The sequence below is a fragment of the Wenyingzhuangia sp. 2_MG-2023 genome (genome assembly GCF_030548295.1).
GTDB lineage: Bacteria > Bacteroidota > Bacteroidia > Flavobacteriales > Flavobacteriaceae > Wenyingzhuangia.
In genome coordinates this window covers 1-16,290 of record NZ_JAUOSB010000026.1, presented here as the reverse complement: position 1 = coordinate 16,290, position 16,290 = coordinate 1, and the positions used below count along the sequence as shown (strand labels likewise).

Sequence of the window (16,290 nt, the reverse complement as noted above, 5' to 3'; positions counted from 1 at the left end):
ATCTATTGCTTTTATCAACCAAAAGCTCTTATGTATTATTTGATTACTAATTTTTTAGCAACCACATTTCCTTTTTCAATTACTTTAAGTATATAAGCACCTTCACTTAAATTTGAAACGTTGATGCTCTCATTTGGTTTGGTTGTGGTCGCATACACTTTTCTACCTTGTATATCATAAATCACTACGTTTTTGTTAGAATTATCCGATGATTTGATCTGAAACTCCGAAGAAGTTACAGGATTAGGATAGATTGTAAAAGCCTCCTTATTTTTCTCAAAACTACCTGTAGACAAAGTAGTTGCCCCTAGCCATTCCGTGGAAATTCTTAACTCATCAATAATTAACTCAGGAGTTTCGTTAGCACTATCTTGTCTGATGTAAAATTCATTTATTTGAGTAGGTAAAGAAGCCGAAGATGATGCCGTCATATCTGGAGTCGGTATTGTAGCATTCAACACAGGATTGATCCAAGCATTTACAGTATCCTCTGAAAAATCTTGATTGAATACAATCAAAAGATCCTCATTGATATTGTATGTTGCAGTTGACGAATAAGAAGGAGTTCCTGAATTGACCAATCCTAACTCAAAAGTAGTATCGTCTACAGACTTTATCCAAATTTTAGAATTGTGGTATCCTGGTCCATTTGAATTTGCAAAAAGTGCAATATATCCATGTGATCGGGAACCTGTTCTAAGGTTGGTTAAATCAGTTACTCTTAACATAAAAGAAGCATATACTTGACCGCTGGTTACTGGTGTAAAATCAACCGTAGCATCATCTCCTCCACCTTCTAGATATAACGAATTCCCCACAGGTTCTGGCAAACCAGAGTACGACGATAAGTTTCCTGAGTTAATTGTTAAATCTAAAGTAGCACTACTTGCAGCAACTGTCCAAATTAAATCTCTAGGCGATACTTGAACTAATGATTCCCCTGCCGTATAATCAAAAGATTCATAGAAAGGCAATGTTTGTATGTTATTAATTCTTGTAAAAGTAACCGTATCACTTTGCGGAGTAGACAAAGGGTTTCCAGCATTATCTACCAACTCTACATACAAGGTATGAGCACCTCCTGCTAAATTGTCTAAACTAATTTCATTGGTATCAAATTTATGAATAGTAGCACCATCGTCTATTTTGTATTGTAAAAAACCATCACCAGAATTATCATTCGAAACCGTAAATGCATCAACATCTATCAATGCTTGATAGCCTCCATAAGTGTATCCAACCGACTCTGCTTCTGTAGGAGAAGTGATCGTTATGGATTGTCCATAAAAAATTGTTGTAATCAATAAGCAAATTGCTGAAATTGTTGTTTTCATAATGGGTTATGTATCTTGTTTTAAAATTAGAATTCAGATTTAAAACTCTCTGAATTCTAATTCTACATGTTTTTTTTATTTGTTAAAAAGCTCTGTTGTATCTATTCTTTCCTTTCATTGGCCAATAAGAATTTAAAGGCCCCTCACTTGTTTTCACCTCTATTTTAAACAACGTAATCATTGTATCTCCATACGCTTCTACGTATACAGAACCATTGTCTGCAATGGTTGGAGAGTGTACTGTTCCGTTTGTTAGATTCAACTCTTTTACCAATTCACCTAAAGGATTTAAAATAACAAGCCTACCATCGTTAGTTCCGCTATAAATATTCCCTTCAGAATCTATTGCAGGTACAGATTCCTCAACTGCGATAGCATCGTATGTCCAGTTTTCGGTTCCATCAGCAATATTCAAAGAGATTAAGCCCGAAGCAGAACCTACATAAGCTTTTCCGCTATTATCTACCACTACACCCGAGCTATTAGCACCTGTAGTTGTGTACCTCCATTTCACACTACCTGTGGCTCCATTGTCTGTAACTGCAACGACCTCTTCTGTAGTTGTAAAGTACACTGTTCCATCAGCATCTAAAGAAAAAGAAGAACCTGTTGTATCCCCTGAAAACTCAACCACATTACTCCATTTTAAAGTTCCATCTGCCGTATTAATTGCAAAAAACTGTCCTCCTGTAATCGATGCATACAAAGTTGATCCATCTTCACTCAACACTGGAGAAATATAATACCTTGCTCCAGAAACAGGGGAATTGTATGCCCATCTTAACGCTCCGTTTGTATCCCAAGATTGAATTCCTTCTGACCTTGTTCCAAAATAAGTGTTTCCATTAGCATCAATAGCGGTTGTTGAATTAGAAATACCCGAATTTGTTGCTGCTTCCCACAGTTGACTTCCGTCTGTAGCTTTTATTTTTCTTAAACCATTTGCATGCCATGCACCTATATAAATGTTCCCATCTAAGTCAATAGCAGGTGCATTTCTTAAATTATAGCCCAATTCAGCTTGCCATTTTTCAGTTACAGAAGTCCCTAAATCATTTACAGCAATCAATTTACTATCTGCAACAGCAAAACTTTCTAAATAGTACACTACTCCCTCGTTATCTATTACTGGAGAAGAAGAACCATCATTGTTGTTTGAAATTTCAGTTTCTGTAGTAAAAGACCAAACCACATTGGCCTCTAAAGCACCTTGAAGCGCTTCTAAAACTGTAATTTCTTTTGATACCAACATTGTTTCATTGTCTGCATCTGTTGCTGTTAAAGTTACTGTGTAAGTTCCTTCTTCTGCATATGTAAAAACAGCGTTTTGTTTGTTTGAAGTTGATTCGGCAGCATCTCCAAAACTCCAATTCCAAGATGTAATTACACTAGAACCTGTTAAAAATTTGGCATTAAAGTTAATTTCTTGCTCAGCTCTTACTTCTTCTGGAGAATATGAATATTCTACCAAAGGAGTCTGTACAATCACAATAGGTTCAATTTTATCCTCTTTGGTACAGCTTGTAAAAAAGCTACATACTAGTATTATTGCTAAAAATATATTAGACTGTTTCATTTTTTTAAATTTTATTGATTCTATTTTGAATATAGATGTGTTTTACAATCACAAAAGAGAAACTCCCTTGTAATGAAACACTTAAAACTATCGTTGATTAATTTACCAGTTAGGGTTTTGACTAAGGTTTGTGTTTAGAATAAGTTCTTCTGCAGGTATTGGATATAAATAATCTTTATCCTCATCAAACACCACAGTTTGATTGAAAGGAATAAAATTACCTGAAGTTCCGTTAGTAAGTTCCCTCTCATTTACATTGATTATGTTTGGAATTCCGGCTGCTCCGCTAGCACCTCCATCGTGTAAATAAACATCTGCATTTCCATCGTTGTCAAAATCATGATTTCCTAAGCCACTAAAGTAAATTCCTAAAAATGGTTTTTCTAGCTTTTTACCCTCTTTCCATCTCATTAAATCATCCCATCTTAAGCCTTCCATAAACATCTCTACTCTACGCTCTCTACGTATTTCTAAAATCACACCTTTATTAGAACCGCTCTCAACATTAGGATACATTTCTGCTAAATAAGTATCTGGATTTGCATTTGCTTCGGTTGCTATTAAATGAGGCATTCCTACTCTATCTCTTAATTTGTTAATCGATTTATCCAAATCGATTTGAGTAATCGTTCCTAATTCAGCTTTGGCTTCTGCAAAAATCAAAAGAGCTTCGGCATATCTAAAAATTACGATGTCATTTACAGAAGCTTTATTTCCCCACTGGTCTCTCGTAGAAATAGATTTAATAACTCTGTATCCAGTAGTCGTACCGCTAAGATTTACTATTTCTGGAGTTTCTTCTAAATACACTGTAAAATTAGGACCCGCTACCGTTTGTGTAAGTCGAGGATCTCTGTTTTGCATTTCTTCATAAAACTCTATCACATCGTAGTTAGGAATGTCTGTAAATCTAGACCCATCTTTCAACAAATAACTATTGATCATATCTTTAGCCACACCATAAGAACCATTTGTTGGTGATGTTGCTAAGTTTGCAATATTGTGCGTAATAAAATCCGCATTAAAATCTCTAGCCAATATTGTTTCTGTGGTGTTTTGATTTAGAACATCAAACAGTTCTCGATAGGAGTTCTCTACATTTCCATTGTTATACAACTCATAAGCCCCAGAACCTATTAACTCATCTGCTGCACTAGCGGCTTCTTCTAATAAAAATTCATAATCTCCTAAATTGTGATATTTTCTAAAAGTCCCTTCAAACAGACAAATTCTTGCTTTTAAAATAAGAGCCGTGTACTTTGTAATCTGATTCAATTCAACCTCAGAAGGAAGTTCATCAATGGCTGCATTTATATCCTCTAAAACATTTTCCATTACAATTTTACGAGAATCTCTTGCCTTAAACAAACCTTCATCTCCTGCGCTTAAAACACTATCATACCAAGGTACATCTCCAAATGTTTTTACTTTGTTGTAATAGAAATAAGCTCTAAAAAACTTTGCATAAGCAGCATATTTTAGCTCAAGATCGGCATCATTTACATTCGCTATATTGTCTAAAAAAAAGTTAATGGTTCGTAAATTACCCCAAGACCATCCACCTGTTCCGCTAGCTACTGGAGTTAACCTGTGACCTCTTACTCTGTCTGAAACCAACAGAGGAATGATATTGTCTGAAGAAGCATCTTCTTCATATACTTCCTGACCAGGAAGCATGTTATAAAAACCGTTTACATAAGCTTTTAGCTGATCTTCTGTTTTGAAAAAATCTGAAGCTTCTATTAAATCTTTGGGTGGCGTTTCTAAAAAATCACTATCACAACTTGCATTAAAAACAAGAACAAATAGTAGTACCGCCTTATGTATATATGTATTATAATTTTTCATTTTTATTACATTTATTTTAAACATTTGACTAAAGAGAAATATTGATCCCTAATGAAAAAATCTTGTTCATTGGATAATCTTCTACTCTAGAACTACTTGTTGCATTATTAGGGTTAGACAAACTTACTCCTGAACCTGCTTGTTCTGGATCCAAGTATTTTGTAAGTCCACCAAATCTAAATGTATATAGGTTCTCTCCACTAAAGTATATTCTAAGACGTTCTATACTTATTTTTTGAGTAATCTCCTTTGGAATGGTATAACCAAGCGTTAAGTTTTTAATTCTTAAATACCCTATATTGGTTAAAAAATGATCGTTCACTTCACTTAACTGTCTGTTAGAACCTAGAGCCGTATAAGCTCTACTTATTTGTGGAAATTTTCCACTTGTATTCTCTGGACTCCAAGCATTGCTCACTAAATCTTTTCTAATAAAAGCAACATACGGACGTTCGTAAGTTCCCCAATACATTCTCCCTTGTGGATACCAGTCTTGTGAAACAACTCCAGAACCTTGTACTAAAACATCAAAACCATTCCAGTCTGAATTCAATGTAAATCCGAATGGAAATTTAGGCATTGAATTCCCTATCACTCTAAGATCTCCGTGATCTGCTAATGTGTTGTCTCCTTTGTCTATTTTTCCGTCTCCATCCGTATCAATGTATTTTAAATCTCCAGCTTTCAACCCTTTAAACTCATTATTCTGAGCAATATTAAGAGCAAAGTTATAAACTCCTGACAAGTTAGAAGAAGGTGAAACAAAGCTATTTTGATACGCCAAAGCCTCTTCATCAGATTGAAATTGTCCATCAACATGATATCCCCAAATCTCTCCTAAAACTTGACCTTCATAAAATGAACTTAACAAGCCGTTAGGGTTTGAATATTTTGTAATTTTACCTTGAGAATTATTTAAACTAGCTGTTAGTTTCACATTTAAAGGTTTGTCTTTTACATTAAATGAATTTCTGTAAGACAGAGACAGTTCAAATCCTCGCACCTCTAAATCTGCGTTATTTTCTCTAGGCTCACTTGCTCCAAAAACACCTGGTAAAGGCTCACTAGGCAAATACATGTCTGTTACCTGTTTTTGATAAACATCTACAGAAGCTGTTAATTTATTTTTAAAGAAACCTACGTCTATTCCTAAGTTTGCTGTTGCTGTTTTTTCCCATGTAGCTACTTTAGGCAAAGGGTTGGGATCGCTCACATAAGCAAGTTCAGCTCCTTCTGACAACCAGTTTGTACTCCCTATTGGCAACAACTGTGAAAATGTTGACAGTCCTATATTTTGATTCCCTAACAATCCGTACGATCCTCTTACTTTGAAACTATTTACAATTTCTTTAGCACCTGACCAAAAATCTTCTTTACTCACAAACCACCCTAATGAAGCAGAAGGAAAGAAACCGAATCTACTATCTGCTGGAAATCTAGAAGAACCATCGTATCTACCTGTTACATCTAGCAGATATTTGTTATTGTAATCATAGTGAAAACGGCTAAAGAATCCTTGCACAGCCCATGATTGTGTTGATCCATCAGCTCTTAATATTTCCGTACCTAAGTTTAGGTTAGAGTAATTTGGATCAAAAAGCCCACCCTGTTCTGCTATAATTTCATCTTCCTCAAATTTTTCTTGATTGTATCCAGTCATCAAAGAAAAATTATGATCATCGCCTATTGTTTGAGTATAAGTAGCGTACATGTTTAAGACATTATACACACTTTCCGTTCTTTGTTCTGTCAACCTATTTAACCCTACTGTTTCTAGAGAAACTTTATCACTGGTTAAGTATTGAAATTCATTTAAACGTCTGTTCCAATTTGTATTGCTAAATCGACTACTATAATCTATATTCACTTTTAAGTGATCGATAGGAGTCAGTAAAATATTGAATGTATTGACTAATTGTTTGTAGTCATAATTCTGGAAGTTATTTCCTTCTGAAATGGCTCCTAACGTACTTTGTCCAGCATAATCAAAAGGAACTCCATCTATTTCTGCAGGATGAAAAGCATACAGGTAATTATTTGTATACGTCCAACCAAGTCCCCATCCAGCAGTTCTACCTCCATACTCAATTTGATTCCCTGTATTGTACTGAGTATCATTTGATAGTTTTAACCAGTCATTTACTTTAAAAGAAATATTTGCTTTGATGTTTTTTCTAACAACTTCTTCGTCTTGTAATTTTTGAACGGTTCCTGTTTTTAAAATTCTACCCGAAAGATATGCTTGAATTTTTTCGTTTCCTCCTGAAACAGAAACATCGTTAATTTGAGAAAAGACTGAGTCATCATACAAATGATTGTACCAGTCTGTTTTGTCATAAAACTTAAAGGTTCCGTTTGCCTGTAACTCTTTCCATGGAGCCACAACTCCATCAGCTACTTGTTGAAGTCTATTCCAATCCTCATCACTTGTATACCCTGTGTATGAACTTCCATTGTATCCATAAATAGCAGCATCAATGGTTTTTCCGTACAATACTGGGTCTGAAATATAATCTGTTCTAACCGCGGGTGTTGCTACAGAAACAGAGCTATTAAAGTCTACTTTTATTTTTCCTTCTTTTCCTTTTTTAGTAGTTACTAAAATTACCCCAAAAGCTCCTCTAGCTCCATAAATTGCAGCTGACCCAGCATCTTTAAGTACGGTAACACTCTCTATATCCGAAGGGTTTAATATATTAATATTTCCTTCTATACCATCTACCAACACAAGTGGAGAACCACCATTTATAGAGTTAAAACCACGAACGTTAATTTCTGCATTCTGTCTAGGATCTCCGTTGTTTGATTGTATACTTAAACCTGGCATAACTCCCTGAAGAGCACTTACAATACTAACATTGGCTCTTTTACCTAAATCTTCTGCTTTTATTTGATCTACTGCAGCGGTAAGATTTTGTTTTTTAGTTGTACCGTAACCTACAATCACTACTTCATCTAAGTTAGATACACTTTCTTTTAAAACAACATCTATAGTTTTTAGATTAGTAACACTAATTTCTTGTGAAGTATACCCAACATATGAAATTACAAGCACTGCATTTTCATTCGATAATTTGATTATATACTCTCCATCAAAATTAGACAAGACCCCATTTGAAGTTCCTTTTTCTATTATACTTGCCCCAAATAAGGGTTCTCCTTGTTCGTTGGTAATGATTCCTGATATCTTAAAAAACTGAGCTAATTCAATTTCATCTAGCTTTTTTTCACTGATTACAATAGAATTATCTGCTATTATTTCTACATCAAGATTTCCTTCTGCTAAAGTTTTATGTAATAGATTGTTTGTTTTTATGACTCCTTTTTTGACGTCTACTTTTGGAAAATTTTCAAAGATTCCTTCTTCGTAAAAAAACCTATAATCTGTTTGATCCATGATCAGGTCAAAAACCTCATCAACTGTTATTTTCTTATCCTCTTCTATTTTGATTTCTGAATTTTGAGACACAACATTCTTTGGTGTAAAACCAAAAACAATTGTGCAAAAAAAGAGGATAAATATTCTCATAATTAGTACTAATAGCCGTTCTCTTATTCTTCTAAAGAAAGCGCTAGTTAATTTAATTTCCATAAATTTGTATTAGTTAGTTAGTTAAATCTGTTTTAATTAATTATTACTAAAAGGGGGTAGGGATATATACTTTGGTAGAGGAATACCCTATCCTTCCTTTTTTATTATTCTTTTGTTATCTTTTATTCACATAGGCCTAGTTATTTTCTATAGTTGTTTGCTTATTTTAAAATAATTGTGTTGTTCTTAATTTCATAGTTATTTATAGCTCTAGATTTCATAATCAACAGCACCTCTTCAATGCTTTGTTTTTTATCTATAACTCCTCTAAACTTAATTTGTTCCAACTCTTTATTCTCAAAAACAACGTCTACATCATACCATCTTGATATTATTTTCATAATATCTACTAACGCTTTTCCTTTAAAACTAAACTCTCCTTTTATCCAAGAAATTTCAGGTTTTACATCAACATCTTTAACTCTAATTTTGTTTTCGCCTACAAGTAGTATGGCTTGTTGATTCGGTTTTAAAACCTCTTGTCCCTTTTCTGTTTTCACATTTACTTTTCCTTCAACCAACGTTGTATAAACATGTGATTCATCTTTATAAGCCTTGATATTAAATTGTGTTCCTACCACCTCTACTTCTTGAGAAGAGTTGATTACTCTAAATTTAGCCCCATCATGTTCCGTACTAGGTGACACATCAAAATACGCTTCCCCATAAACCAATTCTACCTCCCTATCTTTTCCTTTTACAAAGTTTGTAGGGTATTTTAATTGTGTTTCGGAGTTTAACCAAACTTTTGTTCCATCAGATAACTCTACAAAAAACTCTCCCCCTCTTGGAATTGTTAAATAATTATAGCTCGTTTTTACTCTCTTATTATTGATTGATTTTCTATATATAATTTTAGAGCCATTGCTTTCTGCTTTTTCTGTTTTATAAGAATCTCCTCTTTCTAAAGCTACTACAGATCCATCTTCTAAAGTTAAAATAGCTTTGTTTGTTCCTGGTTGAATTGTGTTGCTTGCCGTGGTTAACGTTCTATTATCAATAGTATCTCTATAAATATAGACCGTTGTTAACATTCCTATTAACAAAACTGCAGCTGCATATTTCACAAACGATTTAAATGGATACACCTTAACTTTCTTTTCATCTCCCACCTCTAACAACAATTGCTTTCTCATTTTGTAAAGACGAGAATCATCCAGACTGTTGTAGGTAATTCTATAATGATTTTTAACATACTTTTTAAAAATCTTTTTATTCCCAGAAATTTGCACCCATTCATTTAACGCTTCCTTTTCTTCTACAGTTGCGTTGTTATTTACAAACTTTACTATTAAATCCTCTATTTCAGGCTTTATCATACATCTCTTTTCTTTTATTACAAAGCAATTTTTAAATACCCTTACTTTTTAAATATATTTTTATTGAATTCTTATTTTACATTTCTATGGATCTAATGGATCTATATTGTTTGTATGTAATGATATGATTTTAGGTAAGAATTCAATATCATTTTTATTCAGCCTCTTTCCTATTTCTACAGGAATGTATTCTAACTCTTTTAAACACCGTTTGTTAAAACTTGATCTTGTTATATATGCACTTTGATACTTGGTTGTTGTGATCAAGCCCTTTTTGTCTGACGGAATTCCATACCTATACATCAACCTAGCTGTATTTCTTAAATTTGTAGTTGTATGACGAGCATGGGGTTCTATTAGTATGTCTTTTTCTGGAATTCCATAATCATTCATCAAACTTTTTTTCATTTCAACAGCCTCATTAAATACTGTTCTATAAGGGTGTACCCCTCCTCCTGAAACCACAATAATAGGAGCCAACTTTTTTTGATAACGCTCTACGGCTAATTTCAATCTAAACCTTGCCATAGGACTCAAAGCTACTTTTTCTTCTTCTGGACCAAAACCTGGCACCAAAATCAACGAATATTTATACTGTTCCCAATTGATATTCTTTAGGTGTTTTACCGCCAATTTATTTTCTTTTTCATGCATCGGTTCATGAATCTCAATTTCATTTCTATCATTGATTTCTAATAAGTTCAAAGTCATTTGTAATGAAGGTTCAAAAAAAAGTGTGCTTTTCTCTAAATCATTGGCAATACTATTTACGTTTACATCCATCAACCTATTATAAAAAACAGATGTTTTATCATATCCTATTGAATCTATTTTGGCATACAATGGTTTGTCTCCTTTTCCGTAAACATCTATAATGTTATTTAGTCCTTTACAAGTGTCTATCCATATTTTCAGTAAAAGTTCTTGATCGTTTAATGCTGCATATTTTTCAAAATTCCCTGAAGCTCTTAAATGATTTTTAACCAAGTTTTTTAGCTCTACATGTTTAAGAAACATTTTTTTCAATTCCTTAGACACCTCATCAACAGCTTTTTCACTCCAATAAAAACTATTAAAATGACATTCTGAATTTACACCACAAGTATCTGCTGCTTTTGATATACTCTCTTTTTGATCTCTTAAAACCTTTTTTAAATATTTATTATTTGTAAATATTTTTTCAATACTAGGATTTTTTTGAATCACGGTATAAAAATAAAACAGCTTGTCTTGTGCAATAGACTCACTCTTTAAAAACTGATATTCTAAATTTACTTCTGTTTCTTTTTGCGAAAAGGCTTGAACTCCAATTATCAACAAAAAACAAACAATTGCTTTGCTTAAAAATCTATCTCTATTATACTTCATTTCTTGATGGATTATTTATTCGTCACAAAATTAATTTCTGCCCATACAGGAAAGTGATCTGATGTTTTGTCTGTAGTATCTGCCCAAGGTTCTTGAACAAATTTAATTTTTGAGTTCCCCATAATATAGTCTATACGTTTAGGTGTTGCTAAATTGAACGTATTAGGACTTAAATTTTTTCCTAGAGGATCTATAAATTCTCCCTCCGTCATAAAACTATGATTATCGCTGTCTGGCGTAAAATTAAAATCTCCCATGATTAGCTTTGGTACCTCTCCAAGAATCGCTGATGCTTTTTTCAATTCCTGAATTTCATAATACCTAACAAGTTCATCTCCACTTTCTAAATGTGTAACATACACCCACAAGTCACCCTCTGGATGTTGAATTTTTGCTTCTATATATCCTTTTTCATGATCTCCTTGAATTTCATATTTTGTATGACTAATTCCCAAAATAGGATATTTACTCAACAATGCAACTCCATACTTTCCACTAACCTCAAGACCATAAAAATCATAATAATAACCTAAAGCTTCTGCAATTATTTGTGGTTGATCCTCATAATTTGTTGCTGCTTTGTGCCCTTTACTGATTTCATTCAACCCGATAATATCTGAATTGGAACTCTTTATGGTTCTAATGATCGCATCCAAATCATAATCTGCTAAATCATTTCTATCAGCTCCCCTTGGAAAACCTCCGAATATATTAAATGTCATTATTTTAACATCACTAGAAACCTTCTCTTCTATAGGTTCTATTTTCTCTTCTGTTTCCTGACTACAAGCAAACAAACTTGCCACTAGCACTATACCTGTTAATATTTTTCTCATTTTTATTAAAATTATTATATTATTATCTGCTTGTAATTACTCTATTCTCCCCGCTTCTCTAACGTTTTCCCCTACTCTATTGGTTAAATTGTCTCCTAAATCTTTTCTAGCTACTTCTGCTAAAAGCATTAAATCTGCTACTACTTTTGGGTATAAACTTATGACATCATATCTTTCTCCCGGATCTCTTCTTAAATCATACAAAGCCATTTTCTCAACATTTGCTTTGATTACTTTACCAGGAAAACCGTTTTTACCAGGTGCATTATTTTCATAAGAACGATGTGGATGAGGAAACACCAACTTCCAATTGTCTTTTCGAACAGCCTCTAGATTATTATTTCCGTAGTAATAATACAAATGATCTCTAGGGTTTGCTTCCTCTTCACTTTTCAACAATGAGAGAATACTAATTCCGTCTATTTTATGTTTAGGAAGTTCTCCATCTATAATCTCAGAAATTGTTGGAAATAAATCTATTGTTGAAGCTATTTTGTTACAGACAGTTCCCTTAGCAATGGTATTAGGCCAGCTAATGATACAAGGCTCACGTTGGCCTCCTTCCCAACTGGTTCCTTTTCCTTCACGCAAACCTCCTGTAGAACCTGCATGGTTACCATAATTTAACCAAGGGCCATTATCACTTGTCACTATTACGATTGTGTTCTCTTCTAAGCCATTTTCTTTTAAAGCCTTTGTAATTTGACCCACAGACCAATCTAGCTCCATCATTAAATCACCATAAAGTCCTTGATTGCTTTTTCCTTTAAATTTGCTTGAGACTGCAATGGGCACATGTGGCATAGAATGCGGTAGGTACAATAAAAAAGGAGTGTCTTTTTTTCTTTGAATAAAATCCACAGCCTTTTCTGTATAAATAGTTGTTAGCTCAGCCTGATCGTCCAACGTTTTAATTTCTCTTACGTTATCATTTCCTTCCATAAAAGGTAAAGGCGGGTATTTAGATTTTTGTTTGTAATTCCCCTCATAATCCACAGGCCACATATCATTAGAATAAGGCAAACCAGCATATTCGTCAAAACCATGTTGAAGTGGTAAAAAAACCTGCTCACTCCCTAAATGCCATTTTCCAAAAATAGCAGTCGCATATCCTTTTTGTTTTACCAATTCCGCTATTGTTACTTCTCCTTTGTGTATTCCTTTTTTCACATTAGGCCTAAGAGCTCCATTAATCCCTATTCTGTTAGGATAACAACCTGTAAGAATTCCAGCTCTTGAAGCACTACACACTGCCTGGGCCGCATAAAAATTGGTAAACCTCATTCCTTCATTTGCTAAAGCATCAATGTTCGGAGTTGCATAATCAATTGCTCCATAAGATGTAAAATCTCCATACCCAAGATCATCCATAAATATGATTACAATATTTGGTTTTTCTGGATTTTTATCATCTTCTCCTTTTGTACTAGCATTTGCTTTTGTTAGCAATAAAAACATAAATAGGATTACCTTTATATTCATTTCGTTTCAATTTTATATTAATGGAATACTCTATCTATTACAGCACCAATTATAAAAACCCTTACTTTTAATAAATTTAATTTTTATAATTACTTAGATTATTTGTATTGAAACACTAGGCTGACAACAATCTGATTTACGATTGAAGATTCAAAGGATTACAGGCTGAACACTACTTATTAACTATTATTTAACAGGAATCTTTCTCAAAAAACTTTATACTTTTGTGAATATTAGAGTATCATTGAAATTGCATTTTTAGTGCGTTGCTCTAACAATTTTAACACATGAAGAATTCTTATCAAGATGACGAAGCTTTTATCACCCTTATTATAAACGGTGATAAAAAAGCCTACAATCATTTGGTAGAAACTTATCACAAAAGAATTTTTGCTTATATCATTTCCTTAACCTCTGATTATGATATTGCTCAAGATCTAGTTCAAAATGTATTTTTAAAAACTTGGGAATTTAGAGACAGGCTCAACCCATCCTTTTCTATAAAGAGTTTTTTGTACAAATCTGCTTATCATGAATTTATCAATCAATATCACAAAAACAAATCTATTTCTAGCCTAGAAAAGGTTTATTTTGAAGCTTTAGAAGAATCTGTTCTTGATGAAAACATAGAAGTTTCAGAGCAAAAAAAGTTATTAATTCATGAAGAAATTGAGAAACTTCCAACGAAATGCAAGCAAATATTCTCTCTAAGTAAAAAAGAAGGTCTTAGCAATCTTGAAATTTCTGAACACTTAAGTATTTCTATCAAGACGGTGGAAGGTCAAATCACAAAAGCATATTCTATTCTTAGAAAAAACTGCATGGATAAAATTTCTCCTTATCAACTTTTGATCCTTATTAGCCTAATAAAAGACTCGTACTAACTATTTTTCTCCCTATTTATAAAAAACAATTTTCCCAGACCACACTTTTACTCCCTAAAATTTAAAACAATTTTCATCTTCTCTTAACATTCAATACTACTTAAGCTTAGTTCTTTTACGCGATTATAAATTTCTTTTCTAATTTCTTAAAAAAAATCACCAATGTCATTTTTAACAAACCGTAGGTTACGTCCTAATTTTGTAATCATTTTATTTATAAACTACTTTGCTTGTGCTCAAATAACCAAGGATAGAGATACTATTTCGCATCAAATTTTTAAAGATGGTAATGAATACTTTCATGTAAACATTCCTTCAATACCATTAAACTACTACGTTTATAAATTTAAAATGTCTGAAAAGAATAAGTTAAACGCTGTTTTTGCAAATAATACAATTCCAGATTTCAAAAGACTAACCGTTCCAAAAGTTGCCAATAATCAACATACGAACAAAACGATTGCTGCTATTAATGGAGACTTTTTTTCATACAAGAGTGGTGAACTGGAGGGGTTCCAAGTGAGTGATGGAATTGTTACTTATGGACATATCGATAAAGTTAAATACGGTATTAATATTGATTTTAAAAATCACATTCAGTTAGACTCTGTCTATTTTACAGGAAGTTTGAAAACAAAAAAAGAAATCTACCCTATTAAAGGTGTCAACACCCTTAAATACAAAGACTCTACAAATTCAATTATTTTATTTAACTCCTTCGTTAACATAGACTCTGTTATACACAATCATCATTCTTTTGTACTACTAGAAAAGAATGATGAAACATTTCACTTTGTTAAAGAAATTGTTAAACTTCCTAAAGCCTTAAAGAAAAACCATTATTTGTTAGCCATTAATACACCTACAACTCGTGCTATTGTTACTCAATTAAAAAAAGAACAAGCTTTTACCATAAATACAATTCTTAAACGCAAAAAGGACGACAAACCCTTACAACTTTCAACTCATATTTCTGGAGGAATTCCTTTAGTTTATAACAATGCTAAGGTTACCAGCAACTCTGAAATTTCAAATTCATACAGAGGAAAAAAACATCCTAGAACCGCTGTTGGTGTCAACAAAAAAGAAAACATTGCCGTTTGGATTGTTGCAGATGGAAGATCTGATTCTTCAAGCGGACTTAATTATAACGATTTAGCTGAATTATTTATAGAAAATAATTGCGAAAATGCGATCAACCTTGATGGAGGTGGTTCCTCAGTTTTATGGTTGAACGGAAAAATAAAAAACATTCCCAGTGACAAAAAAGGAACTAGACCTTGTTTAAATTATCTATTACTATCACATTGATATAAAAAACACATTGCACATTTTTACAGATATAGAATGGGGTTACTCGTACAAAACTTAACTGTGACCATATAGCATTCGTACTACACAACACCACTAATAATGTTATGATTTTTTTTATTTCTTAAATTTTAAAAACCTCCAAATTGCTTTGGAGTTTTTTTTATTAATAATATTATTTTACTTATTGTAATTATCTCTTTGGATTCGCTCCTAATACAAAGTGCAATTCACCTCCTTGCATTACTTCTTTATGCGTAATGGTTAACTTATTATAAGGTTTACCATTTAAAGTCATGGATTGGATGTATTTATTTTCTTCTGATTGATTTTCTGTAGTAATTTTAAATTGTTTACCACTTTCTAAATTCACCACAGATTGCTCCACAAATGGCGATGTAATGCTATACACTCCATCTGCAGGATTGATAGGATACATTCCCATAGCAGAGAACACCAACCATGCAGACATTTGTCCACAATCTTCGTTTCCACAATATCCGTTTGGAGCTGTGCTGTATTGTGTATTGATGATTTTACGCACCATTTCTTGTGTTTTCCGGATCAATCCCAAAAGTTGTGTGTGAATTAGGATAGCATTAATTTAGGAGTTTTTAAACTGACTTATATTGGAACTATCCTCAGACTTATTAAAACTGATCCTACCTGAATTCTTAATTGATCACTTTGATTTAGTAAAACATCATAAAAAAGAAGAAACACTTCATTTATATTTTGAA

The 16,290-nt window shown here is 32.9% G+C and carries 11 protein-coding genes; 2 read left to right on the top strand and 9 right to left on the bottom strand.

All coding sequences use genetic code 11. The features are described from left to right. Positions 1-35: 35 nt before the first annotated feature. From Q4548_RS15580 to Q4548_RS15545, 8 genes are all read right to left on the bottom strand, one after another. Positions 36-1,334 carry a T9SS type A sorting domain-containing protein gene (locus Q4548_RS15580; protein ID WP_303456632.1) on the bottom strand — a complete coding sequence of 433 codons (1,299 nt, stop codon included), beginning with the start codon at positions 1,332-1,334 and terminating at the stop codon, positions 36-38. Positions 1,335-1,416: 82 nt separating this feature from the next. After that, positions 1,417-2,910, bottom strand: a complete 1,494-nt coding sequence (locus tag Q4548_RS15575) for a PQQ-binding-like beta-propeller repeat protein (protein ID WP_303456629.1) — start codon at positions 2,908-2,910, stop codon at positions 1,417-1,419. Positions 2,911-3,012: 102 nt separating this feature from the next. Beyond that, on the bottom strand, positions 3,013-4,758 hold the full coding sequence (locus Q4548_RS15570) for a RagB/SusD family nutrient uptake outer membrane protein (RefSeq protein WP_303456625.1): 1,746 nt from the start codon (positions 4,756-4,758) through the stop codon (positions 3,013-3,015). Positions 4,759-4,786: 28 nt separating this feature from the next. Next, positions 4,787-8,287 carry a TonB-dependent receptor gene (locus tag Q4548_RS15565; RefSeq protein ID WP_303456622.1) on the bottom strand — a complete coding sequence of 1,167 codons (3,501 nt, stop codon included), beginning with the start codon at positions 8,285-8,287 and terminating at the stop codon, positions 4,787-4,789. Between the two features lie 224 nt (positions 8,288-8,511). Continuing rightward, complete coding sequence (locus tag Q4548_RS15560) at positions 8,512-9,669, bottom strand: FecR family protein (RefSeq protein ID WP_303456619.1); 1,158 nt, start codon at positions 9,667-9,669, stop codon at positions 8,512-8,514. Between the two features lie 84 nt (positions 9,670-9,753). After that, positions 9,754-11,037, bottom strand: coding sequence for a YdcF family protein (locus Q4548_RS15555; protein WP_303456616.1), 1,284 nt, complete (start codon positions 11,035-11,037; stop codon positions 9,754-9,756). Positions 11,038-11,048: 11 nt separating this feature from the next. Further along, the gene (locus Q4548_RS15550; RefSeq protein ID WP_303456613.1) at positions 11,049-11,873 is read right to left on the bottom strand and encodes an endonuclease/exonuclease/phosphatase family protein; all 825 of its coding nucleotides are present in this window, start codon (positions 11,871-11,873) and stop codon (positions 11,049-11,051) included. Positions 11,874-11,909: 36 nt separating this feature from the next. Further along, positions 11,910-13,355 (bottom strand): sulfatase, encoded by a 1,446-nt coding sequence (locus Q4548_RS15545; RefSeq protein ID WP_303456610.1) that lies wholly within the window; start codon positions 13,353-13,355, stop codon positions 11,910-11,912. 287 nt (positions 13,356-13,642) lie between these two features. Between Q4548_RS15545 and Q4548_RS15540 the strand changes: the two genes are divergently transcribed. Then, positions 13,643-14,239 (top strand): RNA polymerase sigma factor, encoded by a 597-nt coding sequence (locus Q4548_RS15540; RefSeq protein ID WP_303456608.1) that lies wholly within the window; start codon positions 13,643-13,645, stop codon positions 14,237-14,239. Positions 14,240-14,401: 162 nt separating this feature from the next. Continuing rightward, positions 14,402-15,550: a phosphodiester glycosidase family protein gene (locus Q4548_RS15535; protein WP_303456607.1), complete on the top strand. Its 1,149-nt coding sequence runs from the start codon at positions 14,402-14,404 to the stop codon at positions 15,548-15,550. Between the two features lie 193 nt (positions 15,551-15,743). Here Q4548_RS15535 and Q4548_RS15530 read toward each other — a convergent pair whose 3' ends face one another. Then, positions 15,744-16,118: a glycoside hydrolase domain-containing protein gene (locus tag Q4548_RS15530; protein ID WP_303456604.1), complete on the bottom strand. Its 375-nt coding sequence runs from the start codon at positions 16,116-16,118 to the stop codon at positions 15,744-15,746. Positions 16,119-16,290 lie beyond the last annotated feature (172 nt).

Excerpts from the sequence above, each read along its gene's own strand:
- Q4548_RS15555 (WP_303456616.1), bottom strand. The coding sequence starts at position 11,037 with ATGAAGTATAATAGAGATAGATTTTTAAGCAAAGCAATTGTTTGTTTT.
- Q4548_RS15570 (WP_303456625.1), bottom strand. The coding sequence starts at position 4,758 with ATGAAAAATTATAATACATATATACATAAGGCGGTACTACTATTTGTT.
- Q4548_RS15535 (WP_303456607.1), top strand. The coding sequence starts at position 14,402 with ATGTCATTTTTAACAAACCGTAGGTTACGTCCTAATTTTGTAATCATT.
- Q4548_RS15575 (WP_303456629.1), bottom strand. The coding sequence starts at position 2,910 with ATGAAACAGTCTAATATATTTTTAGCAATAATACTAGTATGTAGCTTT.
- Q4548_RS15580 (WP_303456632.1), bottom strand. The coding sequence starts at position 1,334 with ATGAAAACAACAATTTCAGCAATTTGCTTATTGATTACAACAATTTTT.
- Q4548_RS15560 (WP_303456619.1), bottom strand. The coding sequence starts at position 9,669 with ATGATAAAGCCTGAAATAGAGGATTTAATAGTAAAGTTTGTAAATAAC.
- Q4548_RS15540 (WP_303456608.1), top strand. The coding sequence starts at position 13,643 with ATGAAGAATTCTTATCAAGATGACGAAGCTTTTATCACCCTTATTATA.
- Q4548_RS15550 (WP_303456613.1), bottom strand. The coding sequence starts at position 11,873 with ATGAGAAAAATATTAACAGGTATAGTGCTAGTGGCAAGTTTGTTTGCT.
- Q4548_RS15565 (WP_303456622.1), bottom strand. The coding sequence starts at position 8,287 with ATGAGAATATTTATCCTCTTTTTTTGCACAATTGTTTTTGGTTTTACA.
- Q4548_RS15545 (WP_303456610.1), bottom strand. The coding sequence starts at position 13,355 with ATGAATATAAAGGTAATCCTATTTATGTTTTTATTGCTAACAAAAGCA.